The organism is Mycobacterium adipatum (assembly GCF_001644575.1).
Taxonomy (GTDB): Bacteria; Actinomycetota; Actinomycetes; order Mycobacteriales; family Mycobacteriaceae; genus Mycobacterium; species Mycobacterium adipatum.
On sequence record NZ_CP015596.1, the window covers coordinates 2107102 to 2132595 of the forward strand.

Sequence of the window (25494 nt, forward strand, 5' to 3'; positions counted from 1 at the left end):
ATTCCGTCTGTCCCGGCGGGCACCGTCCGGCGTCGCCCGCCCGCTGATTTTTCTGCGGCTTCCCGCATTTGGCCGACTAAAGGCTACGCCTCAGAACACACCCCCACCACGAGAGTGTTACTTGTCACTGGGGCTGTGCGGACGGTAGCACGTGTAGGGTCGACGGCCACCTCGGCGGCGGGCCACCGAACGCCAGCGCCGCGTTCGCGATGATCCGCTTGCCCATCAACCGATTACCGACACCGCCCACGACGGCACCGACGCCGACCGGCAGCAGTTTGCCGAACGCGATGGCCCCGCGCTTGAGCGCGTACTTCTTGACGAAGAACTTCAGCAGCCGGTTGTTCAGCTGCGATACCGCCGGCAGCGGCAGCGTCGCCGCACCGTCGGAGATCCAGGCGCCGCTGGTGCGGCCTCCGCCGAGCAGATCGGCGACCGCGTGCTTGCTGTCCTCGCCCACCAGCACCGCCAGCACCAGGGCGCGGCGCCGTTCGCGGTGATCGGCGGGGATGCCGTGCACCTCGGCCACCGCCAGCGCGAACACCGCGGTGGCCTCCAGGAACACCACCGTCTCCCCGGCGACGGCGGACATCGCCACCAGGGTGCCGATACCGGGGAACGCGGCGGCCGAGCCGACCGCGGCGCCACTGGCCATCACCGCCGCCAGATAGTGCTTCTCCAGTGCGGTGATGATCTCGGCCGGGGTGGCGTCCGGACGCTGCCTGCGCAGCCGGTCCACATAGGCGGTGACGGCCGGCGCCTGCAACCGCGTGCTGCGTTCGAGGATGTGGGACAGCGCCTTGGCGGCCGCGCCGGGGTCCTCATCGACCCCGTCCCGGACGGCGGGCAGATTCTTGCTGCTGGACCGAGCGTTCATCAACGGTTTCTCCCATCGCATCCCTGGAATGTGCTCCCACGGTGCCTGTCGAATACCCAGGCTAATGCCCGTTCAACGCGTGGGGGTCCGACCCGTGTGCCCGCACCCGCAGTGACGGCGGTCACGGGCCGGCCCGGGAAGAAAAAACCTCGGTGCGGCGCTGGCCATAGTCGTGGCAACATCCCCGGGCGTGACAACCGAGCGCGTGGAGCCCAGCAGACTCCGGATCATCACCGTCCTGGGACTGATGATCGCGCTCGGGCCGTTGACCATCGACATGTATCTGCCGGCGCTGCCGCGGATCGCCGACGACCTGGTGGTGTCCTCGTCGGTGGTGCAGTTGACCTTGACCGGCACGCTGGCGGGGCTGGCCTTCGGGCAGCTGATCATCGGACCGCTCTCGGATTCGTTGGGCCGCCGTGTCCCGTTGATGGCAGGTATCGCGCTGCACATGCTGGCCTCGCTGGTGTGCCTGTTCGCGCCGAACATTCAGGTGCTCGGCGCCGGGCGGGTGCTGCAGGGGTTCGGTGCCGCCGCGGCGGCCGTGGTGGCCGTTGCCGTCGTCGGCGACCTGTACGTCGACTCCGCCGCCGCCACCGTGATGTCCCGGCTCATCCTGGTGCTCGGCGTGGCGCCCGTCATCGCGCCGTCGCTGGGTGCGGTGGTGCTGCTCAAGGCGTCGTGGCACTGGATCTTCGCCGTGCTGGTGGTGCTCGCCGGCGCGCTGTTGCTGCTGGCGGCGCTCGCGCTGCCCGAGACTCTCCCGGTGTCGCACCGGCGTCCGCTGCATGTGCGGTCCATCGTCACCACGTACGGCGCGTTGCTGCGCGATTTCCGCTTCATGACGCTGGTGTTGGTGGCCGCGCTGAGCATGGCCGGATTGTTCGGCTACATCGCCGCCGCGCCGTTCGTCCTCCAGGGCGACTACGGGCTGAACCAGCAGTCCTTCGCGCTGGTGTTCGCCGCTGGGGCGATCATCCTGATCGGGGCCACCCAGTCCAATGTGGTGTTGCTGCGCCGGTTCTCCCCGCAGGCGATCATGCGCGTCGCGCTGGTGGTGTCGGTTATCGCCGCGATCGTGTTCGTCGCGCTGGCGGTGACCGGGGTCGCCGGGCTGGCGGGGTTCCTGGCACCCGTGCTGGTGATCCTCGGCGGGATGGGCTTGGTGCTGCCGAATGCGCCCGCCGTCGCGCTGTCCCGGCACCACGAAGCCTCCGGCACGGCGGCTGCGCTGCTGGGCGCCGCCCAGTTCGGGGTCGGTGCGGTGACGGCCCCGGTGGTCGGCGTGCTGGGCAACAACGAGTTCGCGCTGGCGTCGGTCATGTTGGTGGGGTCGGCGGTCGCGTTGGCGGCCATGGTGTTCGTCGGTCGTCCGTCCCACGCCGAGGGAGACGCCGTCGAGGTGCTCGGCGATCCACTGCCCGAACCGGCGTGATCACCCCGGTTGTCGCGGTGTGATCGTCCCTGACTTGTCGGGAATCGGGCGGGTCCGTAGCGTCGGGCAGATCGCCAATCTCCCGATGACGAAGTAGATGTTCGAGAACCCCGCTGATCGACGCGTGCCCACGGCCCCCCGACTGACCGAGGGAGCCCGCCCGGCCAATCCCTGGCATGCCCTCTGGGCGATGCTGGTCGGGTTCTTCATGATCCTCGTCGACTCGACAATCGTCGCCGTCGCCAACAAGCGCATCATGGAGGAGCTGAACACCGACTACGACGGTGTGATCTGGGTGACCAGCGCCTATCTGCTCGCCTTCGCCGTCCCGCTGTTGGTGGCGGGCCGCCTCGGTGACCGGTTCGGGCCCAAGAACCTCTACCTCATCGGGCTGGCGGTGTTCACCGCCGCCTCGCTGTGGTGCGGGCTGGCCGGTTCCATCGAAATGCTCATCGCCGCTCGGGTGGTGCAGGGATTCGGTGCCGCACTGCTGACGCCGCAGACGTTGTCCATGATCACCCGCATCTTCCCGGCTGCTGGTCGCGGCGTGGCGATGAGCGTGTGGGGCGCGACCGCCGGGGTGGCCACCCTGGTCGGCCCGATCGCCGGGGGAGTCCTGGTGGACGGCCTCGGCTGGCAGTGGATCTTCTTCGTCAACGTGCCGATCGGCATCCTCGGTCTCGGGCTGGCGCTGTGGCTGGTGCCCACCCTGCCCACCACCCTGCACCGGTTCGACATCCTGGGTGTCGCCCTGTCGGGCCTGGCGATGTTCCTCATCGTTTTCGCGCTGCAGGAGGGGCAGTCGCACCAGTGGGAGCCGTGGATCTGGGCGGTCATCGCCAGTGGAGCCGCCCTGATGGTGGCGTTCGTCTATTGGCAGTCGGTCAATCCTCACGAGCCGTTGATTCCGCTGCAGATCTTCCGGGACCGCAACTTCACCCTGTCCGCCCTGGGCGGCGCCGTCATCGGCTTCGTGGTGACCGCCATGATCCTGCCGGTGATGTTCTATGCGCCGGTGGTGGCGGGGTTGTCCTACACCCGGTCGGCGCTGCTGACGGCACCGATGGCGATCGCCTCCGGCGCGCTGGCCCCGCTGGTGGGACGCATCGTCGACCGCACCCATCCGACGCCGGTCATCGGGTTCGGTTTCTCCACGGCGGCCATCGCACTGACCTGGCTGTCGTTCGACCTGACCCCGACGACACCGATCTGGCGGCTGCTGTTGCCGCTGACCGCGATGGGCGTCGGCATGGCGTTCATCTTCTCGCCGCTGGCCGCGACCGCCACCCGGAACATGTCACCGCAGGCCGCCGGCGCGGGGTCAGGGGTCTACAACGCGACGCGGCAGGTGGGCGCGGTTCTCGGCAGCGCCGCGATGGCGGCGTTCATGACGGTCCGGATCAGTGCGGAACTGTCGGCGGCCGGTGTCGAGGTGACCGCCGACGGTCCGGCCCCCGCACTGCCCGGGTATCTGCACGGTGCCTTCTCCGAGGCGCTCGCGCAGTCGCTGTTGCTGCCGGCGTTCATCGCCCTGATCGGTGTGGTCGGCGCGATCTTCCTGCGCGGTTTCGCGACCGGGCCCACCGCCGAGGGCGAACCCGCCGCCGAGGTGCGCCCGATTGACGAGCAGCACTCGCTCGACGAACAGTGGGACGACGAGGACGACTACGTCGAGTACACGGTGGATTGGCAGCACCCGGTGCGCGTCGCGGACCCGCCGACAGATCTGATCCCGGCTCTCGGCGACGAACCCGCGGAGCCGACCACCGATCGCCTGTTCGAGCATGTCGAGCATCCGCTACCCGCGCCCGCCGACACCTGGCATCCCGGGCCGGTCGAGACCTGGCAGCACGTCATCGATGACACCGAGTCGGTACACGAGCCGGCACAAGAGGCGGTGGTCGAGGATCGGCCGCACGACGCGGCGTGGCCAAGTATCCTCGACGACGTGCTGGCCGCTCCGGCCGGCGATCAGATCGGTCACGCGCGCAACGGGTTTCACACCGACCAGCAGGGCTGGTTCCAGCCGCTGGAACCGCCTTCGGCTCACGAGCAGCCCGAGTCCTCGGGCCGGCATTCCCGGCCGAATCGCGGCAGGCACTCCCGCGAGGACTGATCGGCGCGCGCTGCGCGCTCGATGGTTTTCGGGTGACGGTGCTTCACGCGTTGTGCACCAACACCATTGGGTGAGTTCGCGGCACCGCCGGCCAAGGAGTACGTCCCACGGGCGCGATCCGTGGTGGCGGGTCCGGCGGGGTGTTGTGCCGCCGGACCCGCTGTGCGGGCGGTTTTCTCTGTGGAGTTGTCAAGGTGCGGTGCAGGTGTGGTTATGCCGCGGTGGGTAGGTCGGTCATGGTGCGTCGGGCGTGGGAGCGCAGGTGCGCCGGCTCGGGTGTGCCCGGGGCGCGGGGTGGGATGAACCAGGGGTGGCGGTCGGGGCCGAGGTAGACCTGCCAGCCGCCGTGGTGGATGGCGGTGTGGTGCAGTCGGCAGAGCAGGACGCCGTTGTCGAGGCTGGTGGTGCCGCCGTGTTCCCAGGGGGTGATGTGGTGGGCGTCGCACCAGGACACCGGCCTGCCGCAGCCGGGGTGTGCGCAGCCCCTGTCGCGGACCGCCAACCCTTTGCGGATGGCCGGGGTGAACAGCCGTTCGCTGCGCCCCACATCCAGGGGTGCGCTGGCGGCGTCGACGAGCACCGTCGTGAGGGTGCTGTCACACGCGATGAGTTCGGCGGTCGCGGCGCTGACCGGGCCACCGAACCCGAGGGTGTCCACGCCGTGCCGGATCAGGGTGACGTGTGGGAGTACGCCCCCCGACATCGGGCGTTGCGAGTTCGAGAGGTAGGTCCGCATGATCTGTCCGAAGGCGTCGGCGCGACGTCGACCGGCCGGCCTGGGGTCGGGTGAGCCGTCCGGTAGTGGCACGGGCCGGCATAGTGGATCGAGTGCTGCGATGAGTTCCTCGCCGGTGAGCGCATCGAGATCCATGGTCACGTTGACCCGTCCTTCGTCATTGACCATGAGGGTCATGTCGTTGAGGTCGGTGTTCTCCGCCACCGGCACCGCACCCTCCTCGGGGGATGAGGTGGCGGCTTTGGCGATGGCGATCCCGCGGGCCTTCTTATCCACCCCCGACGGAGTGGCCTGAATCATCAGGGTGGTGACGACCTCGGCGCGCTCGTCATCGGACAACGCGACACGGGATTCGATGTGACTGACGCCCTTGCCGACGGCGTCGGCGAACTCGATCCCGACCCCACCGAGGCGCTGCTGCGCCGTCAGCGCCGGCAAGGCCTCTGCCGCCCGCCCCACCCGAGCCGCCCGATACGCCGCACCCGGAGCGACCCCGATACTGGTGAGCAGATCGGCCCCCGTGCGCAGATGCCGCCGCGCCGGGATACCGGCGCGTTCCGCGGCGGCGACTGCCTGGGCGATCACATGGTCGAACACGTTGCGCGCCGTGACAGCGGCAGCCAGTACCGCGAGCAAGGCCGGTTCATCCACGATGCGCCGAGGAGAATCCAGCAGGTGACACAGCCTCCGGTCGGCCTCGTCCTCCGGGACGGGTGCCGGGGTGAGATCGTCGAGGAGCGCGTCGATGAAGGTGTTGAAGTGGGTGGCGTCCATAAGGGATACCGGCTTTCACAGAAGGTGCGCACAGCGCACGATCAGTCAACACGGTCCGACTGGCTCCCGAAGGGGCAGCCGAACCTGGCGGCGACCGAAGTCGCGGTCTGCAGCTCACCGAGTCGTAATGGGAGCCACGTCGCATTCGAACTTATGTGGCGCTCCTAGTGTTCTAGTGGGCGCTTTTCTGCTGTTCAGGGCCGGTTCATACTGCAGCACAAGCGCTCTCGGCGTGTCAGCGTAGAGATGAAGGACGCGCACGCGGTGTGCCTCTAGGTTTCGGGGTTACCACACCAACCTCAACCAGAGGATCCATCCGCGTGCGCGTCAGTACTGCATTTAACCGTCTTCTTCAGATCCCCGGCGCATCGGTGGTCGACGTGTCGATCGGGGACCACGATGTAGAGATCACCGTACGGCCCAAAACGCGGCTGCTGACCTGCCCCTGCAGCAAACGCGTGAGGGCCGTCTATGACCGTCGCCGGCGGCGATGGCGCCACCTCGACCTGGGCACCAAACGACTATGGCTGATTTACCGCATCCGCCGGTTGCACTGCCCGGATTGCGGGGTCATCACCGAAGACGTGCCCTGGGCCCGACCGGGAGCCAGGTTCAGCCGAGACTTCGAAGACATGGTGTTGTGGCTTGCTCAGCGCACCGACCGCACGACGGTCTCGACCCTGATGCGGTGCAGCTGGGAATCGGTCACCTCGATCATCACCCGCGGAGTCGATGAGCTGCTTGATCAACGCCGACTCGACACCCTCTACCGCATCGGTGTCGACGAGATCTGCTACCGCCACCCGCACCACTATCTGACCATCATCGGCGATCACGACACAGGAACCGTCATCAATGTCCAGCCCGGACGCAGCGAAGACTCATTCGCAGCATTCTTTGAATCCCAACCAGATTCGGACCTAGAAACCATCGAAGCGGTCAGCATGGATGTCAGCAAGGCCTACCAAGCTGCCGCCCGAGAACACGCACCGACGGCGACCATCTGCTTTGACCCGTTCCACATCATGCTGTGGGTCAACCGAGCCCTGGACCGCGTCTTCGCCGACGCCGCCAGCGGCCCGAACAAAGTCGTCATGACCTCAGCACAATGGCGTCAAACCCGATGGGCCCTGCGTACCGGGGAGAACAAACTCAACGACACCAAACGGGCACTGGTCAACCAGATCGCGCGCGCCAGCCGACGCGTCGGACGAGCATGGACCCTCAAAGAACAACTACGCGACCTCTACCGACTCGATCACGAACCCGGCGCCGCTCGCGCACTCCTCAAGGCCTGGATCACCGCGGCCAAACGCAGCCGCATCCCCTCATTCGTCGAACTCGGCAAACGCCTCCAAGAACACTTCGACGCCATCATCGCCGCCGTCGAACTCGGAATATCCAACGCCCTCATTGAGGGCATCAACGCCAAGATTCGCCTCATCAACGCCCGCGGCTACGGCCACCACTCCGCCCGAGCACTGACCGCAATGATCTACCTCTGCCTCGGCGGATTACGCCCAAAACTACCCACGAAAACATGAGGAGTCGCACTTATGTTCGATGCTACGCCGAATCACGTCCCCGCGCAAGGGAAAATGTGGAGGGTGCTTGCCAGCCGGGCGTGAACCCGGTATCGGCGGCCTGTCAGACGAACAGCACCGCCGGGTTCAGATATCCGGTCGGGTCCAGCGCAGACTTGACCGCGCGCATGGCGGCGATATCGGACTCGGTCCGGGCCATCGACAGGTAGTCACGTTTGCGGGTCCCGACCCCGTGTTCGGAACTGACGTTGCCGCCGTGCTCGGCGATCAGCGCCATCATCGCCGAGTACAGCGCGTGTTCCCGGTCACCGTCGAGGGCGCACCGCACCAGGTTCAGGTGCAGGTTGCCCTCGCCGATGTGGCCGAACAGCACCGGGATCGCCTCCGGGGCGTGCCGGGCGACGAGATCGACAGCGGCCGTGGTGAACCCGGCGATCGCCGCCAAGGGCAGTGATACGTCGAACTTGAGCGGCGGTCCGTAGGCGCCGAGCACATCGCCCACGGATTCGCGGACCTGCCACAGCCGTTGGGAGGCAACGGTGTCCATACCGACGGCCGGCTCACCGCTGAGGTCGGCGTCCTCCAGCATCTCGGCCAGGCTTTCGGTGTGGTCGGCGTCGCCGGCCAGTTCGATCAACAGCATCCACGCTCCGGCCACCGGCGCAGGTACGCCGAGATGCTCCGCCGTCAGGGTCGCCGCACGCGCGTCGATGAGTTCGAGGGCGGCCACCCCGTCGGCGTCGCGGAACCGGCGCCCGGCGGCGATCAGTGCGTCCAGGTCGTCGAAGCCGGCGACCGCGGTGACGCGATGCGCGGGAATGGGATGCAGCCGCAGGTCCAGTCCGGTGATCACGCCGAGAGTGCCCTCGGCGCCGACGAACAGCGCGGTCAGATCGTAGCCGGTGTTGTCGCTGCGGACCTCGCTGTGGCGACGCAGCACCGACCCGTCGGGCAGCGCCACGTCCAGCCCGATGACCTGTTCGCCCATGTTGCCGTAGCGCACGGTACGCAGACCGCCGGCGTTGGTCGACGCCATCCCACCCACCGTGGCCGAATCGCGCGCGGCCAGATCCACCCCGAAGAGCAAGCCGGCCGCGCTCGCCGCGCGCTGCACCGCGGCCAGGGTGGCGCCGGCGCCCACTCGCACCCGGCGTTCCACGGTGTCGACCGCGTCGATGGCGGTGAGGCGCTCGGTGGACAACAGCACGTCGTGGTGCTCGGGCACCGTGCCGGCCACCAGCGAGGTGCGCCCGCCCTGCACCGTCACGTACACCCCGACGTCGCGGCAGGCTCGCAACACCGCGGCCACCTCCTCGGCGGTTCCCGGTCGCACCAACGCGCCCGCCTGTCCTTGGTAGCGACCGGTGTAATCGACCGAGCGGCCGGAGAGCACGTCGGGATCGGTGCTCACCTGACTCGCGCCGACGATCACGGCGAGCTGCTCGATCAGGGCGGCGGACAGCGGGGCGGTCATGTGGTGGGTGTATCACATGCGGTGAGGGCGAGGAACGCGCCCAGCTCGATCAGTCCGTCCGGCTGCCCGGGCAGATAGTCGGTCAACCGCGCCGAGCGCACCAGCACCGCCGCATACTTGGCTCGGCTGATCGCCACGTTGAGCCGGTTCCTGTTCAGCAGGAAGCCGATACCGCGCGGCACGTCGTCGATCGAGGATGCCGTCATCGACACGAAGACCACCGGGGCCTGCCGGCCCTGGAACTTGTCCACGGTGCCGACCTGCACATCGGGCAGCCCTGCGGCGTCGAGGCGCCGGCGCAGCAGCACCACCTGGGCGTTGTACGGAGTCACCACCAGGATGTGCTGCTGCCCCAGCGCGACGGTGCCGTCCTCGTCGGTCCACGGGCAGCCCAGCAGCGCGACGATCTCGGCGATGATCGCGTCGGCCTCCTCGGGGCTCTCGGTCGAGTTGCCGCTGTGCTCGACGGCCAGCACCCGCACCCCCGGCGCCACACCGTCGAGGCGCCGGGCCGCGCTGACCTTTTCGTAGGCCTGCAGCCGCCCGTCGTAGGACAGCCGGGACACCGGCCGGCACACATCGGGATGCATCCGGTAGGACACCTCCAGGAAGTACCCGCGTTCCGGGGGCAGCGTGTGGTGGCCCTCGACCAGCCAGCCCAGCGCCGATTCGTTGACCGGTTCGGGATGGGTGCCCTGACTGACCTGGGGCAGCTGCTGCGGGTCGCCGAGCAACAGCAGATTGCGCGCGGCGGAGGCCACCGCGATGGTGTTGGCGAGGTTGAACTGCCCGGCCTCTTCGACGACCAGCAGATCGAGGCTCTGCCGCGGGACCCGTCCGTCATTGGCGAAATCCCAAGCGGTGCCGCCGATCACGCAGCCGCCGTCCGCCGCGATGAAAGCCGGGTAGTCCTTCTCGGCGATCTGGGACCACGGCACCCCCTCGCGGGCCTTCTTCTTGCCGACGCGCATCGGGTCGGCCCCGGCACGCACCACACCGTCGAGCAGGTTCTCGACGACGGCATGTGATTGGGCGACCACGCCGACGCGCCAGCGGTGCGCGTTGACCAGACCCGCGATCACCGCGGCCGAGGTGAAAGTCTTTCCCGTTCCGGGCGGGCCGTGCACCGCCAGATAGGAATTGTCGAGGTCGAGCAGGGCAGCGGTGATGGTGTCGGCGTGGTCGGTGGGTGTGTCCGGTCGCGGCAGCGGATTCCCGCTGACGGTCCGCGGCGGTCTGCGCAGCAACACGTCGGTCACCGCGTCCGCCGGCAGGGTGGGCAGCCCGGCCGCCACCGACGCCGCAGTGGCGTCGATGGATTCCTGCAGCGGTCGCGTGTTGATGGGCGGCCCGGGAGTCAGCGCGAACGGTAACTGGTCGAACTCGCCACCGTCCTTGGGCTGCCGTTCGCAGACGATGACCGAGGTCGGCACCTCGGGGTCATCGCATTCCAGCACGGCCACCGAACCGAACGCACGGCGATCGGGATCCTCGGCCAGCCCGGCCGGCGCGGGTGGATCGTAGAGTGCGTACATGTCCTTGGCGAGTTCGCCGTTGGCCAGCTCGCCGGTCAGCCGGACATGCCGCTGGGGCTTACGCGCGCGGGGCGGTTGGTGCCAGTCGTTGACGATCTCGGCTTCCTCGGCGACGAAAACACCGGTGTTGTCCGACCATTCGTCGACCGGGTTGTTCACCCGGTCGAAGTGGCTCCACCAGAAGGGCTTGTCCTCGCGCTTGTGAAAGCCCCGTGCCGCCGCCACCATCGCGACGGCGGTCTGCTCGACGGTGCGTTCCTCGACACCATCGCCGGCGAACTTCATCAGGGCGCGGTGCACCGCGTCGGATATCTCTGCGGCGCCGTCGGGTTCGGCAAGGCGCACCGGCTGTGGGCCGCGCGGCGGCACCTCCGATTCGATGGCGCGGGCCACCAGCCAGTCCCGCAGCCGACGGGTGGAGCGGCAATCATAGCGGTTGTAGTCCTCGATCTCCTTGAGCACCACCTCCGCGTCGTCGGTGCGGCCCTGTTCCCGCAGCGCGCAGAACTTCGCGTACTGGGTGATGGAGTCGGTGGCGGTGGTGACCTCGCCGCTGCGCAACTCGTTACCCATGTAGAGCGGTTCCAGGTACTTGATGCTGTAGCTCTCGGCGCCGACCCGAATGCTCTTGCGCACCAACGGATAGAGGTCGACCAGCACACCGTTGCGCAGCAGGTCGTCCACCGCGTTCTCGCCGACACCGTAACGCCCGGCCAGCCGTAGCAGGGTGCTCTTCTCGTAGGCCGCGTAGTGGTAGATGTGCATTTTCGGGTAGCGCCTGCGACGCTTGCGCACCATCTCCAGGAAGTCGAAGAGCGCCTGACGCTCGTCGGGACGGTTGTGCGCCCAGAACGGGGTGAACTCGTCGGTGACGGTCAGCACGCCCCAGAGGTATTCCAGCCCCCAGTCCCGGCCATTGCTGGTCCACAACGGGTCGCCCTCGAAGTCGAAGAACAGATCCCCCTTGTCGGCGTCGGGCAGCACCATCAGCGGCTGGGCGTCGACGACCTCGAAGGGGGGTTTCACGTTGCCGTTCTCGACGACTCTGTCGGCGATCTGCAGGCGGGCCTGCCCGGTGAGCGCGGCGACGGTGCGCTTGGACAGTTCGGGGACGGCCCCGTCGTGTGCGGCCAGCTGGTGCACCGTGCTGATGCCGGCGTCGATGAGCCGGGCGCGCTGGCTGGTCCGCATGCCGGCGACCAGCAGCAGGTCATCGGATTCGGCGACCTGGGCGCTGCATTCGGGGCAGCGGAAGCAGGCCCGCACCCCGTCGTCGGCCCAGGACACCGGGACACCGCCGGCCAGGTGTGCATCGAGCAGTCGCTGCAGGGCCTCGCGGCGCGGCCGGTATACGGGGAGCAGCTCGTCGACCCGGTAGCTGGAGACCGCGCCGTCGCCGAGCACCAGGTCGACCTCGTCGGCGACCGGGACGCCCGCGGTGGCCAGCGCGTCGGCGTAGGCGGCCAACTGGAGCAGCGCCTCCACCTTGACCGAGCGGGCCAGCTTGGTGTCGCGCAGGCGGTAGCGCCCGCCGCGAGGGCCGGCTTGCAGAGTGAGAAAGTCGGCGAAACCGGCGAACCGGCCGTCGAACATGGCGGCCTGGTAGATGGCCGGATCGCGGCGGCGGACGGCGGCCATGGTGTGTTCGGCGGCCGCCGTGAGCCCGGCCACCGTGTAGGCGGGCCTGCCGATCACGGTGACGTCGGTGGCCTCCCGCATCGCGGCGAGGTGTCGCTGCTCGTGCTCGTGCCCGAGATCGGCCGTGCGGGCCAGCAGCTCATCGTCGGTGCTGACGCGGGGCCCCCAGCCGAGGCGGGCGTCGAAGGAACGCAGCAGCGCGTATTCACACCGCGCGGCGGCCGCGAGGTCGGAGGCGCTGTAGATCACCAGCCCGCCGGCCCCGTCGTCTAGGAACACCCACTCAGGCTAGGGGAGACCTCGGACACAGGTGGCCGAGCGGGGGGCGGTGTCAGCCGGTGTTGCCGATGAGCTCCACGCCGTTGCCGTTCCAGCGGAACCGCACCACGCTGTCGAGCCCGGCCACCCCGCCGGTGAACTTCAGGGCGATGGTGTCACCGGTGCTCATGGCCTGGTCGATATCGTTGAAACCGTAGGTATCAGGCACCCCGGTCGGGATGAACTTGCCGAGGTGGAACATCACCGCGCGGGTGTTGGCATTGTCGGCGTTGGTGTTCGCCTTGACAATCACCACCGACAGCGGCGCGCACTCGTTGTAGTTGCCCGCCAACGGTTCCGGGCTCCACGGCTGATTGCTGCGCGGATCCTTGGGTAGTTCGGAGACCGCGCGGGTGATCTCCGGGGCGGCCAGATTCACGGCGCACGGATCGGGCACCGGGGTGACCGGGGCCGGGCCGGTCGGGGTGGGTGCGGGCACCGGCGCGCTGGCCGGCGCCGTCACCGGCGGGCGGTCATCGGGGGTCTTGGAGACGGTGGAATCACTGGATCCGCAGCCGGCCAACACCAGGGCCAGCATGGGGGCGACCGCCAGAACTGGAGCTCTCAACGCAAGCACCTCACAGGGTCGAACCGTACCCGTGGCGGCCATCCGTCCGGGCGAGGCCCGGTCACGCTCTAGACTGCTCATGAAATGACGTCGCCTGATGAAGCCACCCCCGCCGCCGAACTGACCTTTGCTGACCTGCAGATTCACCCATCGGTGCTGCAGGCCGTCACCGACGTCGGCTACGAGTCGCCGTCGGCGATCCAGGCCGCCACCATCCCGCCCATGCTGGCCGGCTCCGACGTTGTCGGCCTGGCCCAGACCGGAACGGGTAAGACCGCGGCCTTCGCCATCCCGATCCTGTCCAAGATCGATGCCGCCAGCAAGAACACCCAGGCCCTGGTCCTGGCGCCGACCCGCGAACTCGCGCTGCAGGTGGCCGAGGCCTTCGGCCGTTACGGCGCGCACCTGCCGGGCATTCAGGTGCTGCCCATCTACGGCGGCTCGTCCTACGGCCCGCAGCTGGCGGGATTGCGGCGCGGGGCGCAGATCGTGGTGGGCACCCCCGGTCGCGTCATCGACCATCTGGAGAAGGGCAGCCTGGACCTCTCGCACCTGGACTACCTGGTGCTCGACGAGGCCGACGAGATGCTGCAGATGGGCTTCGCCGAGGACGTCGAGCGCATCCTGGCCGACACACCCGAGTACAAGCAGGTCGCCTTGTTCTCCGCGACCATGCCGCCGGCCATCAAGAAGATCACCAGCAAGTACCTGCATGATCCGGTCGAGGTCACCGTCAAGTCCAAGACGCAGACCGCCGAGAACATCACTCAGCGCTACCTGCAGGTGTCCTACCCGCGCAAGATGGATGCGCTGACCCGGCTGCTGGAGGTCGAGGAGGGCGACGCGATGATCGTGTTCGTCCGCACCAAACAGGCCACCGAGGAGGTCGCCGAGAAGTTGCGCGCGCGGGGATTCGCCGCGGCCGCCATCAACGGCGACATCCCGCAGACTCAGCGCGAGCGCACCATCGCGTCGCTCAAGAGCGGTGCCATCGACATCCTGGTGGCCACCGACGTGGCCGCCCGCGGGCTGGACGTGGAACGCATTTCGCACGTGGTGAACTACGACATCCCGCATGACCCGGAGTCCTACGTGCACCGCATCGGGCGTACCGGCCGCGCCGGACGCTCGGGCACCGCCCTGCTGTTCGTGACCCCGCGGGAACGCCATCTGCTCGGTTCGATCGAGCGCGTCACCCGCCAGAAGCTGGTCGAGATGCAGCTGCCGTCGGTGGACGATGTCAACGCGCAGCGCGTGGCGAAGTTCAACGACTCGATCAGCGAATCGCTGAACTCCCCGGGGATCGATCTGTTCCGGCGCCTCATCGAGGACTACGAGCGCGAACACGACGTGCCGTTGGCCGATATCGCGGCCGCGCTGGCGCTGCTGTCCCGCGACGGGGAAGCATTCCTGATGACCGAGCCGCCACCGGAGAAGCGCAAGGAGCGCACCGAGCGGGCGCCGCGCGAGGATGGTCCGGGCCGTAAGAAGCACAGCACCCGCACCGATCTGGCGACGTACCGGATCGCGGTGGGCAAACGGCACAAGGTGGCACCCGGAGCGATCGTCGGCGCCATCGCCAACGAGGGCGGCCTGAACCGTAGCGACTTCGGACACATCAACATCAAGGTCGATCACTCGCTGGTGGAGTTGCCCGCCAAGTTGCCGCGGGAGGTCTACAAGAAGCTGGAGAACACCCGCATCCAGGGTCTGCTGATCAATCTGCAACCGGAACGGAGCAGCAAGCCCCGTCGCAAGGACTCGTGACGGCGCAGCAACAGGCCCAGGGGGGTCTGGAGTCCGTCTCGAGCACCGAGCGTGTCGCCGCGCTCACCGGTGTCCGCGCCGTCGCCGCGCTGCTGGTGGTGCTCACGCATGCCGCGTACACCACCGGCAAGTATCCGCAGGGCTACACCGGGTTGGCGCTCTCCCGCGCCGAGATCGGGGTGCCGATCTTCTTCGTGCTGTCCGGTTTCCTGTTGTTCCGGCCGTGGGTGAGGGCTGCCGCCGCGGGGGCGGCACCGCCCTCGGTGCGCCGGTACGCCTGGCACCGGGTGCGCCGGATCATGCCGGCCTATGTGGTCACCGTGCTGGCCGCCTATGCGCTCTACCACTTCCGGCATGCCGGACCCAACCCCGGCCACACCTGGGAAGGGTTGCTGCGCAACCTTTCTCTGACCCAGATCTACGCCGACAACTACGTCTACCGGTTCCTGCACCAGGGCCTCACCCAGATGTGGAGTCTGGCGGTCGAGGCGGCGTTCTATGTGGCACTGCCGGCACTGGCCTGGCTGCTGCTGGTGCTGTTGTGCCGTCGCGTCTGGCGTCCCGCGCTGCTGCATGCCGGGCTGGCCGTGCTGTTCGCGGTGAGTCCGGCCTGGCTGGTGCTGGTGCACACCACCGATTTCCTGCCCGACGGCGCCCGGTTGTGGCTGCCGACCTATCTGGCGTGGTTTGTCGGCGGCATGCTGCTCGCGGTCCTGGAGGCTCGGGGCGCGCGCGCCTATGCGCTGGTGTGCATCCCGTTGGCGGTGATCAGTTATCTCATCGCGTCGACGCCGATCGCGGGGGAGCCGACCACCTCGCCCGCGCTGCTGAGCGAGGCCATCGTCAAGACGATCTTCTATGCGGCGATCGCCACCCTGGTGGTGGCGCCGTTGGCGCTGCCGGGGCCGACGCGCGCGGGGGACCGGTCCTGGTATTCGCGGTTGCTGGCCAGCAGGCCGATGGTGTTCCTCGGGGAGATTTCCTATGAGATCTTCCTGATTCACCTGGTGGTCATGGAGGTGGTGATGGTCGAGATCCTGCGCGACCCGGTGTACACCGGGTCGATGACGGCGCTGTTTCTCGGCACCATGGTGGCGACGATTCCGTTGGCCTGGCTGCTGCACCGCTTCACCCGGGTGCGCGACCGGTAGACCTCGGTACAATTTAGGGTACGCTAACCTAAGTTGAACCGAGGAGGGCTGATGATCGATCTCAAGCCGCAACGTGGCATCGAGGGTGTCCTGGTCAAACTGTGGCGGGGCGGTGACTACGAACTGACGGTCACCGGCCGCACCGAGATCACCCCGAACTTCCTGCGGTTGCATTTCACCGGACCAGAGCTGCTCACCGAACGCGCGATCCATCCGACCATGTGGGTCCGAGGCTGGTTCCCGGACGGCTCGCGCTCACATCAGCGCGGCTACACCCTGGTCAACCCCGATCCCGAGGCCGGCACCGTGGACATCGACTTCGCCATGCACGACGGGGTTGCCACCCGGTGGGCACGCGAGGCGCAGCCCGGCGACACCCTTGAGGTGACGGTGCTCGGCAGCGATTTCGCCGTCCCGGAACCGGCGCCCGCCGGGTACGTCATCGTCGGCGACACGGCGTCGCTGCCGGCCATCAACTCCCTGCTGGACGCCATCGGCGACGCTCCCGCCCAGGTGTTCTTGGAGTCCTCACATGACGACGACCGCGAATTGCCCACCGGCCGAGCCGATGTGACGTGGGTGGATCGCGAGGATGACGGCGGCGCGCTGGTCGAGGCGGTGGCCGCGGCGGCCTTCGATGCGCCGGACCACTTCGGCTGGGTGGCCTGTGACAACCGCACCACCCGGGCGGTGGCCCGGGTGCTGCGTGAGGACTACAAGATCCCGCGCAAGTCGGTGAAGGCGCGCGCCTACTGGGCCGCCTGAGCCACGCCCGCCACCTGCGGCACGACGAACCGCTCCAGCATCAGGCGTTCGTCGTCATCATCGCGGCCCGGGAACTGCAACAGCGAGATCAGCACCCGCACCAGCCAGCGTGCCCGCAGTTCGGCATCGGTCTGATCGCCCATCGAGGCCAGGAATGCCTCGGTGAGCGCTCGGATGACCTCGGAGCGTTCACCCATCTCACCGCCGATCGGGCGGGCGGAGCTGGCGAACCATGAAGCCAGCGAAGGGGTTTCGCGCACCCGATGCAGGGCGGCCAGCGCACCCTCGGTCACCCGCCGGTGCGGATCGGCAATCCCGGCCAGTTGTTCGCCGATTTCGGCGAACAGTCGGAGGGTCTCGCGGTGCACGTAGGCGGTGTAGAGCACGTCCCTGTTCTCGAAGTAGCGGTACAGGGTCGCCCGCGAGCAGCCTGCGGCCGCGGCGATGTCGTTCATGCCGACCGAAGCGGCGTCGCGGTGGCTGAACAATTCCTCGGCCGCATCCAGGATGCGCTCGGCCGCGGCCTCGACGCGCCGCTGCGCCAGCCAGTCGTTGCTCATCTGGTGATGGTGAACGGTACGGACAGTGGCCGGCGCACATAGCTGCCGCCCGCCCACACGATATTGTCCTCGTCCACTTCGAAATCCGTTATGCGGGTGAGCAATTCCTCCAGTGCGACCCTGGACTGCATGCGGGCGGCAGCGGCACCCAGGCAGTGATGCGCGCCGTGGCTGAACGTGAGGATATTGCGTGGTCGGCGGGTGACGTCGAGGTCGGCGGCGTCCGGGCCGTACTGGCGTTCGTCACGATTGCCCGAACCGTAGAGCAGCAGCACCCGCCGGCCTTGCGGGATGTCGGTGCCGGCGACCGTGACATCCCGGGTGGTGGTGCGTGCCAGTCCCTGCACCGGGGAGGTCAGCCGCAGGAACTCGTCGACCGCGTCCGGGATCAGTGCCGGGTCCGCGGCCAACATGCGTCGCTGATCGGGGTGGCGATGCAGCAATTGCACTGAGCCGCCCAGCATGCCGGTGCTGGTGTCGTTACCGCCGGTCACCATGGTGAAGGTGAACGCCAGGATGGACAGCACTCCGGCGATGTCCCCGTCGGCGCCCACGCCCGCGGCGACCAGGTGTGACACCGTGTCGTCGGCCGGTTCGACCCGGCGGCGCTCGATGAGCGCGGTGAAGTAGGACATCATCCCGCCCAGGGCATCGCCGAGGGTCTCCAACGCCCCGCCGATACCGCCCGCGGAGGTGTTGGCCGCCACGATCGCGTCGGTCCAGCCGTCGAACTGGCCGCGGTCCTCCTCGGGCACACCCAGGTAGTGCGCCACCACCATGGACGGCAGCGGCTTGAACAGCTCCGCCACGATGTCCCCGCCGCCGTTCGCGCGCAACCCCTCGATGCGTTCGACGACGAACTCGCGGACCTTCGGTTCGACGGACTCCACCTGTCGTGGCGTGAAGCCCCGTGAGACGAGCTTGCGGAACTCGGTGTGTACCGGCGGATCCTGCATCACCATCGGCGGATTGTCGGCCAGTCCGATCATCTCCAGCTCGCCGTAGTTGACGGTGAGGCCCTGGGCGGAGGAGAACGTCTGGTGGTCGCGGGCCGCGGTGAAGATGTCGGCATGCCGCGCCATCACGTAGTAGTCGTGGTCCGGACTGTCGGTGCGGACGTGATGGACCGGGTCGTGGTCGCGCAGCGCGCGGTACATGCCGAACGGGTCACGCCACGACTCCGCGGTCGCGAGCTCGAACCGCGCCTCGTGAGACAAACCAGTCGTCATGTCTTATTCGTACGACACCTCGCGATGACTGTCAAGGAGGATGTCGCTGTCCGGCCGCGGACGGAGTTCTCGCCGACATCGGTCGCGGCGCATGCCGACTGCTGACGGTCCCCGGTCGTCGTGGTCGGTGCCAAAGCGCCCATCGCCAGCTCGCGCCGCTGCAGCGGTGCGCTCCCGGTCAGCACCAGCACGACGGCGAAGCCGTCGTGGTCACCGGTCGTGGTGGTGGGGGTGTTGTAGGCGTTCTCCAGCGGCACCAGCCCGCCGTAGGTCGCCTGACCGCTCGCGACAAGCTGGCGCACGAGCGCGTCGCGGGCCGCGTTGGATGACACGTAGACGTGTCCGGGCAGCAGGCCGGAGAAGCCGACCCGCTCGGTGCTGAAGGCGCCGGTCCACACGAAACCGGTGTCGGTCTGGATCGGATCGGGCCCGAAGAACCGGCCGTGATCGTTGCGGAACAGGAAGAAGTTGTTGGAGTAGGCCAGCAGCGGGCCGGTGGGCTTCTGCCCGTAGGTCACGCCGTCGATGCTCGCGCGGAACCCGACGTTGTGCAGGGGTTGCGCGGGGAACCGGGACCGCAGCATCGCGTTGTTGAGTCCGCGGTTGGCCTGCGCGCTCGTGGTCGCGTGCGGGTCGACGATGATGACGTTGACGGCCTCCAGCAGGTCCTTGCCATCGCGGCGCTTGCCGCCCCAGTCGGCGATCTGGCCGTTGGACCTGAGCATCCACTTGCCGATATCGCCGTACGTGCTGGGAGCGGAGTCCGCGGGTGTGGGTGCGGCGGCGTCGGCGAGCGCCGAGATCGCCGGTGCGGTGCGGGCGCGTCGCGGTGCGACCCGGGCCGCAGCGACGGGTCCCGCGGCGGCCGTCACGCTTCGGCGCAGTCCCGGCCGCGTGGTCGGGGCGGCCGTGTCGGAGGTCGACGCGGAACTGCCGGTGCCCCGGCCGTCGGCGGTCGGGCTGTCGGCGTGCGCGGCACCACCGGCCACCGCCGCCCCGATACCGAGCGCCACCACCAGCGATCCGACGAATCCGACGCGCTTCGATGCGCTGCGCACGCTCACGGCCATGGCGTTGTCCCCCCGCCGGCGGCTGGTGCGCGCCCGGCGACCGCAGCCTATCCGGGGTGCACCCCGCCGCGCGGGCTTGTCGATCACCTGACCCCCACCCGAAAGGCAAGTAAGGCTAGCCTTAGCGCAGAGGCGCGTAGTACCTGCAACGGAAAGGACATCGCCGATGGCACGCGGACTGCAGGGCGTGATGATGCGCGGTTTCGGCGCACGTGACCACGAGGTCACGGTGCTGGGCACCGAGCGGCTCGCTCCGCACTGCGTGCGAATCCGGATGGTGTCACCTACCGTCTTCGAGGACTCGGGCACCGACCCGACGTCCTGGCTGCGGTTCTGGTTTCCCGACCCCGAGGGCAGCGACACCGAGTTCCAGCGGGCCTACACCATCTCCGAGGCCGATCCCGAGACCGGACACTTCGCGATCGACGTGGTACTGCACGAACCCGCCGGACCCGCCTCGACATGGGCGGCCACCGTCGAGCCCGGCGCGACCGTCGCCGTGATGGTGATGGGGTCCAAGGGGTTTTCCGTACCCGACGCGGTCGAGGACCGGCCCGCCGGTTACCTGCTCATCGGCGACGCGGCCTCCCAGCCCGCGATCAACGGCATCATCGGGGCTGTCCCGCAGGACATCCCGATCGAGCTCTATCTCGAAAAGCACCATGATGATGACGCGCTGATCCCGCTCGCCGAGCATCCGCGGCTCACCGTGCACCGGGTGGCGCATCGGGACACGGAGTCCCTGGCGGCCGCCATCGAGTCTCGCGACTGGTCCAACTGGTATGCCTGGGCCGGCCCGGAAGCCGGTGCCCTCAAACACCTGCGCACCCGGCTGCGAGACGAGTTCGGCTTCCCCAAGCAGGAGATCCACGCCCAGGCGTACTGGACCGAGGGTCGCGCCATGGGCAGCAAGCGTGGCGATGAAAAGCCCGAAACCCCTGCCTCCGAGCGCAAACCCAAGCCCAAACCCGACCCCGCGCCCGCCGTCTCGGGTACGTGGCGCGCCCAAGCCGCCGGCCGGTTGCTGGCCCCCTTGAAGAAGACGCTGATCATCTCCGGTGTGCTGCAGGGGCTGATCACGCTGATAGAACTCGCACCGTTCGTGCTCCTGGTCGAACTCGCGCGGCTGCTGTTGCTCGGCGCCGGCGCCGAGCAACTGTGGGATCTCGGGATCGCCGCCGTCGCACTGCTGGGCACCGGAACCTTCCTGACCGCCGCGCTGGCGCTGTGGCTGCACCGGGTGGACGCGCATTTCGCGCGCGAACTGCGCGGCCGGCTGCTCACCAAGATGTCCCGGCTTCCGTTGGGCTGGTTCACCGCCCGCGGGTCGGGGACGATCAAACAGCTCGTCGCCGACGACACGCTGTCGCTGCACTATCTGATCACCCACGCCATCCCCGACGCGGTCGCGGCGGTCATCGCGCCGGTGGCGGTGTTGGTCTACCTGTTCGTCGTCGACTGGCGGATCGCGCTGGCGCTGTGCGGCCCGGTGTTGGCCTACCTGGTGCTGATGTCGGTGATGACGATCCAATCCGGCAGCAAGATCGTTGCCGCCCCGCGGTGGGCGGAACGGATGAACGGAGAGGCCGGCGCTTATCTCGAGGGCCAGCCGGTGGTGCGCATCTTCGGTGGCGCCGCCGCCTCGAGCTTCCGCAACCGGCTCGATGAGTACATCGGCTTCCTGGTCGATTGGCAGCGGCCGTTCGTCGGGAAGAAGACCCTGATGGATCTGGTCACCCGGCCGACCACGTTCCTCTGGCTGATCATGATCGTGGGCACCCCGCTGGTGGTCACCGGCCGGATGGAACCGGTCGGCCTGCTGCCGTTCCTGTTGCTGGGCACCACGTTCGGGGCCCGGCTGCTGGGCATCGGTTACGGACTCGGCGGTATCCAGGGCGGCATGCTGGCGGCCCGGCGGGTGCAGAGCGTTCTCGACGAACCGGAGCTGACGGTGCGCGCGGGCTCGTCGCCGGGAACGGCCGACGGCGCCGTGGTCTTCGACGGCGTCACCTTCGGGTACCGGCCCGAGGTGCCCGTCATCAAGAACGTCAGCCTGACGCTGCGGCCGGGCACGGTCACCGCGTTGGTCGGGCCGTCGGGTTCGGGCAAGTCCACCCTTGCCGCACTGCTGGCCCGCTTCCACGACGTACAGCGGGGGGCGATCACCGTCGGCGGCGCAGACATCCGCACCCTGTCCGCCGACGAGTTGTACCGCCGAATCGGCTTCGTGCTGCAGGAAACTCAGCTGGTGCACGGCACCGCCGCGGAGAACATCGCGCTGGCTCAACCGGACGCCGACACCGAGGCGATCACCGCGGCCGCCCGGGACGCCCAGATCCACGAACGTATCGAGCACCTTCCCGACGGGTACGCGACCGTGCTCGGCGCGGGCACCGGGCTGTCCGGTGGTGAGCGCCAACGCCTGACCATCGCGCGGGCCATCCTCGCCGACACCCCGGTGCTGATCCTCGACGAGGCCACCGCCTTCGCCGACCCGGAGTCGGAATACCTTGTCCAGCAGGCGCTGAACCGGCTGACCCGGGACCGCACCGTGCTGGTCATCGCGCACCGGTTGCACACCGTCACGCACGCGGATCAGATCGTTGTGCTCGACGACGGGGCGATCGCCGAGGTGGGTACCCACGACGATCTGCTGGCCGCGGGCGGGCGGTACCGCGCGCTGTGGGAGTCCGGTCGACCGGCGCACGTCGGGCAGGAGGTGACCCGGTGATCCGCACCCTGCTTGCGCTCGTCCCCGCCGACCGACGCGGCCGGGTCCGGCTGTATACCGTGCTCACCGTCTTCTCGGTGTTGCTGCGTGCGGTCGGGGTGGTGCTGTTGGTCCCGTTGGTGGCAGCACTGTTCAGTGCTACTCCGGCCGACGCCTGGCCGTGGCTGGGCGGGCTGACGGCGCTGACCGTGGCGGGCTGGTTGGTGGACACCTATGCCGCGCGGCTCGGTTTCGACATCGGCTTCGCGGTGCTCGACGCCACCCAGCACGATATGGCCGACCGGTTGCCGAATATCAAGTTGGACTGGCTGACTCAGGAGAACATCGCGACCACCCGGCAGGCCATCGCCGCCACCGGTCCCGAACTCGTGGGCCTGGTGGTGAATCTGGCGACCCCGTTGATCGGTGCCGTGCTGGCGCCCGCTGCCATCGCGGTGGCCCTGCTGATGGTGTCGGTCCCGCTGGCGCTGGCGGCCCTGGCCGGGGTGGTGATCCTGCTCGGCGCGCTGTGGCTGGCCGGGCGGCTCAGCAGGACCGCCGATCGACTGGCGGGGGAGGCCAATTCGGCGTTCACCGAACGCATCATCGAATTCGCCCGCACCCAGCAGGCGTTGCGCGCCGCGCGTCGGGCAGAACCGGAGCGCAGCCTGGTCGGCACGGCGCTGCAGGCCCAGCACGGCGCGAGTCTGCGGCTGCTGACCATGCAGATTCCCGGGCAGCTGCTGTTCAGCCTGGCCAGCCAGCTTGCACTCATCCTGTTCGCCGCGGCGACCACCGTGCTGACCGTGCGCGGGGACCTGGCTGTCCCGGAAGCCATTGCGCTGATCGTGGTCATCGCCCGCTACCTCGAACCCTTCACCGTGCTCAGCGAACTGTCCGCGGCGCTGGAATCCACCCGCGCAACGCTGGCCAGGATCCAACGGGTGCTCGACGCCCCCACCTGTTCGGCCGGCGTCGCGACGCTGCCCGAGACCGGGCCGCCACCCATCACATTCGAGGACGTGTCCTTCTCCTACGGCGGCGATCCGGTGCTGAAGGACCTCAGCTTCACGCTGGAACCCGGCACCACCACCGCCATCGTCGGGCCGTCCGGATCGGGGAAGACCACCATCCTGGGACTGATCGCCGGGCTGCACGAGCCCGACCGGGGCCGGGTGCTGTTCGGGGACGCGGACCTGGCCACCCTGCACCCGCAGGCCCGCCGCGCCGCGGTGAGTGTGATCTTTCAGCACCCCTATCTGTTCGACGGGTCGCTGCGCGACAACATCCTCGTCGGCGATCCGTCCGCCGACGAGGACACCCTCGCTGGCGCGACGAGGCTGGCACGGGTCGACGAACTGGCCGCCCGACTACCCGACGGGGAACACACAGTCGTCGGGGAGGCCGGATCCGCGCTGTCCGGCGGGGAGCGCCAGCGGGTCAGCATCGCCCGCGCCTTGGTCAAACCGGCTCCGGTGCTGCTGGTCGACGAGGCCACCAGCGCGCTGGACACCGAGAACGAAGCGGCGATCGTGGAGGCACTCACCGCCGACCTGCGGGCCCGCACCCGGGTGATCGTCGCGCACCGGCTGGCCAGCATCCGGCGCGCCGACCGGGTGCTGTTCGTCGAGGACGGTCGCATCGTCGAGGACGGCACCATCACCGAACTGCTCGCCGAGGACGGCCCGCACCACCGGTTCCGGGAGTTCTGGGGTCGCCAGCGCGCCGCCGCCGACTGGCAGATCACCGTCTGATCGCGGCGAATCCCTGCGGGCACCACGTCGATGAGGGAGGTTGTTCCCATGCGTGAATACCTGCAGTTCTATATCGACGGCGGCTGGGTCGACCCGGAAAAGCCCGCCACCCTCGACGTCGACGACCCGCGCACCGAGCAGGTGTCGGGCCGGATCGCGCTCGGGTCGGCGGCCGACGTGGACAAGGCGGTGCGGGCGGCCCGGGCCGCATTTGCGGCCTGGTCGGTGTCCAGTCGGGAGGACCGGCTGGCCGTGCTGGACGCCATCCGGGCCGAGTATCAGAAGCGCATGGGGGACCTGGCCGACGCGGTCGGCGAGGAGATGGGCGCCCCGCCCGGGCTGGCCGGCGGCCCCCAGGTCAACCTGGGCCTCGGTCATCTCGCCGCGGCGATCGAGGCCTTGGCGAATTTCGAATTCGAATCCGACCGCGGCGCCACCCGGATCATCCGGGAACCGATCGGGGTGTGTGGGCTCATCACGCCCTGGAACTGGCCGCTGAACCAGATTGCGGCCAAGGTGTACCCGGCGCTGGCCGCCGGTTGCACGATGGTGCTCAAACCGTCGGAGGTGGCCCCTTACTCAGGCCAGATCTTCACCGAGATCATCAGCGCCGCGGGCGTTCCCGCGGGTGTCTACAACATGGTCTTCGGCGACGGGCCCGGTGTCGGCGCGGCGATCTCCAGCCATCCCGGTATCGACATGGTCTCGTTCACCGGGTCCACCCGCGCCGGTATCGAGGTCGCCCGAAACGCCGCGCCCACCGTCAAGCGGGTCAGCCAGGAACTCGGCGGCAAGAGCCCCAACATCGTGCTCGACGATGAGGCCTTCGCCAAGGGGGTGGCCGCCGGGGTGTTGGCGATGATGCTCAACAGCGGCCAGAGCTGTAATGCCCCGTCCCGGATGCTGGTGCCCAATTCCCGGATGGACGAGGCGATCACCATCGCCCGTGACGTCGCAGCCGCGGTCACCGTCGGCGATCCGCAGGACAAGGCGGCGATCGGGCCGGTCGCGTCCCGGGTCCAGTTCGACAAGATTCAGCGGTTGATCCAGCAGGGCATCGACGCCGGCGCCGATCTGGTTGTCGGCGGCACCGGGCGACCCGACGGGCTGGACACCGGCTACTACGTGCGGCCCACGGTGTTCGCCAACGTCACCAACGACATGGTGATCGCCCGCGAAGAGATCTTCGGCCCGGTGCTCTGCATCCTGGGCTACGACGATCTCGATCAGGCCATCGAGATCGCCAATGACACCGATTACGGTCTGGCGGGCTATGTCTGGGCCGGCGACGTCGAGAAGGCCCGCGCGGTCGCCCGTCGGATCCGCGCCGGTTCGGTGGCCATCAACCACGCCTTCGACATCGCCGCACCGTTCGGCGGGTACAAGTCCAGCGGAAACGGCCGCGAGTGGGGCGATTTCGGCTTCCACGAATACCTGGAGGTCAAGGCTGCCCTCGGATACTCGCGCTAGGGC

The 25494-nt window shown here is 68.6% G+C and carries 17 protein-coding genes; 9 read left to right on the forward strand and 8 right to left on the reverse strand.

Annotated features, from left to right (window positions below; all coding sequences use genetic code 11):
* Nucleotides 1–124: 124 nt before the first annotated feature.
* A complete protein-coding gene (locus A7U43_RS10095) occupies nucleotides 125–877 on the reverse strand; it encodes a hypothetical protein (protein WP_197499989.1) in 753 nt (250 codons plus the stop codon).
* Between the two features lie 172 nt (nucleotides 878–1049).
* Here A7U43_RS10095 and A7U43_RS10100 point away from each other — a divergent pair, with 172 nt between their 5' ends.
* Both A7U43_RS10100 and A7U43_RS10105 read left to right on the forward strand, forming a co-directional pair.
* Nucleotides 1050–2312: a multidrug effflux MFS transporter gene (locus A7U43_RS10100; RefSeq protein ID WP_082902076.1), complete on the forward strand. Its 1263-nt coding sequence runs from the start codon at nucleotides 1050–1052 to the stop codon at nucleotides 2310–2312.
* Between the two features lie 190 nt (nucleotides 2313–2502).
* Nucleotides 2503–4428, forward strand: coding sequence for an MFS transporter (locus A7U43_RS10105; protein WP_231963615.1), 1926 nt, complete (start codon nucleotides 2503–2505; stop codon nucleotides 4426–4428).
* Nucleotides 4429–4639: 211 nt separating this feature from the next.
* Here the strand turns inward: A7U43_RS10105 and A7U43_RS10110 are convergent, their stop codons facing one another.
* Nucleotides 4640–5938, reverse strand: a complete 1299-nt coding sequence (locus A7U43_RS10110) for an HNH endonuclease signature motif containing protein (RefSeq protein WP_067994274.1) — start codon at nucleotides 5936–5938, stop codon at nucleotides 4640–4642.
* A gap of 320 nt (nucleotides 5939–6258) precedes the next feature.
* On the opposite strand from A7U43_RS10110, the gene A7U43_RS10115 reads away from it, so the two are divergent.
* The gene (locus A7U43_RS10115) at nucleotides 6259–7482 is read left to right on the forward strand and encodes an ISL3 family transposase (RefSeq protein WP_197499853.1); all 1224 of its coding nucleotides are present in this window, start codon (nucleotides 6259–6261) and stop codon (nucleotides 7480–7482) included.
* 103 nt (nucleotides 7483–7585) lie between these two features.
* On the opposite strand, the gene A7U43_RS10120 is transcribed toward A7U43_RS10115, so the two are convergent.
* From A7U43_RS10120 to A7U43_RS10130, 3 genes are read right to left on the reverse strand one after another with little or no spacing between them, the layout of a single operon-like run.
* Entirely contained in the window at nucleotides 7586–8956 is a 1371-nt protein-coding gene (locus A7U43_RS10120) for an FAD-binding oxidoreductase (protein ID WP_231963561.1), read from the reverse strand.
* Nucleotides 8953–12408, reverse strand: a complete 3456-nt coding sequence (locus A7U43_RS10125) for a TM0106 family RecB-like putative nuclease (protein WP_067994282.1) — start codon at nucleotides 12406–12408, stop codon at nucleotides 8953–8955. Before A7U43_RS10125 ends, A7U43_RS10120 begins: the two co-directional genes overlap by 4 nt.
* 52 nt (nucleotides 12409–12460) lie before the next feature.
* Nucleotides 12461–12985, reverse strand: a complete 525-nt coding sequence (locus tag A7U43_RS10130) for an LppP/LprE family lipoprotein (RefSeq protein WP_067994285.1) — start codon at nucleotides 12983–12985, stop codon at nucleotides 12461–12463.
* Nucleotides 12986–13099: 114 nt separating this feature from the next.
* Here A7U43_RS10130 and A7U43_RS10135 point away from each other — a divergent pair, with 114 nt between their 5' ends.
* The 3 genes from A7U43_RS10135 to A7U43_RS10145 are packed head-to-tail and all read left to right on the forward strand — an operon-like array spanning nucleotide 13100 to nucleotide 16698.
* The gene (locus A7U43_RS10135) at nucleotides 13100–14782 is read left to right on the forward strand and encodes a DEAD/DEAH box helicase (RefSeq protein ID WP_067994288.1); all 1683 of its coding nucleotides are present in this window, start codon (nucleotides 13100–13102) and stop codon (nucleotides 14780–14782) included.
* The gene (locus A7U43_RS10140) at nucleotides 14779–15933 is read left to right on the forward strand and encodes an acyltransferase family protein (RefSeq protein ID WP_067994291.1); all 1155 of its coding nucleotides are present in this window, start codon (nucleotides 14779–14781) and stop codon (nucleotides 15931–15933) included. The genes A7U43_RS10135 and A7U43_RS10140 overlap by 4 nt, the downstream gene beginning before the upstream one ends.
* 51 nt (nucleotides 15934–15984) lie before the next feature.
* Nucleotides 15985–16698, forward strand: a complete 714-nt coding sequence (locus tag A7U43_RS10145) for a siderophore-interacting protein (protein ID WP_067994294.1) — start codon at nucleotides 15985–15987, stop codon at nucleotides 16696–16698.
* On the opposite strand, the gene A7U43_RS10150 is transcribed toward A7U43_RS10145, so the two are convergent.
* The 3 genes from A7U43_RS10150 to A7U43_RS10160 are packed head-to-tail and all read right to left on the reverse strand — an operon-like array spanning nucleotide 16683 to nucleotide 19557.
* A complete protein-coding gene (locus A7U43_RS10150; protein WP_067994297.1) occupies nucleotides 16683–17258 on the reverse strand; it encodes a TetR/AcrR family transcriptional regulator in 576 nt (191 codons plus the stop codon). The genes A7U43_RS10145 and A7U43_RS10150 overlap by 16 nt on opposite strands.
* Nucleotides 17255–18487: a cytochrome P450 gene (locus A7U43_RS10155; RefSeq protein ID WP_067994299.1), complete on the reverse strand. Its 1233-nt coding sequence runs from the start codon at nucleotides 18485–18487 to the stop codon at nucleotides 17255–17257. Before A7U43_RS10155 ends, A7U43_RS10150 begins: the two co-directional genes overlap by 4 nt.
* Nucleotides 18484–19557, reverse strand: coding sequence for a hypothetical protein (locus A7U43_RS10160; protein WP_067994302.1), 1074 nt, complete (start codon nucleotides 19555–19557; stop codon nucleotides 18484–18486). Before A7U43_RS10160 ends, A7U43_RS10155 begins: the two co-directional genes overlap by 4 nt.
* A 166-nt stretch (nucleotides 19558–19723) precedes the next feature.
* Between A7U43_RS10160 and A7U43_RS10165 the strand changes: the two genes are divergently transcribed.
* The 3 genes from A7U43_RS10165 to A7U43_RS10175 are packed head-to-tail and all read left to right on the forward strand — an operon-like array spanning nucleotide 19724 to nucleotide 25491.
* Nucleotides 19724–22288, forward strand: a complete 2565-nt coding sequence (locus A7U43_RS10165; protein ID WP_067994305.1) for an ABC transporter ATP-binding protein/permease — start codon at nucleotides 19724–19726, stop codon at nucleotides 22286–22288.
* Complete coding sequence (locus tag A7U43_RS10170) at nucleotides 22285–24021, forward strand: ABC transporter ATP-binding protein (protein WP_067994306.1); 1737 nt, start codon at nucleotides 22285–22287, stop codon at nucleotides 24019–24021. Before A7U43_RS10165 ends, A7U43_RS10170 begins: the two co-directional genes overlap by 4 nt.
* 48 nt (nucleotides 24022–24069) lie before the next feature.
* On the forward strand, nucleotides 24070–25491 hold the full coding sequence (locus A7U43_RS10175) for an aldehyde dehydrogenase family protein (protein WP_067994309.1): 1422 nt from the start codon (nucleotides 24070–24072) through the stop codon (nucleotides 25489–25491).
* Nucleotides 25492–25494: the final 3 nt, after the last annotated feature.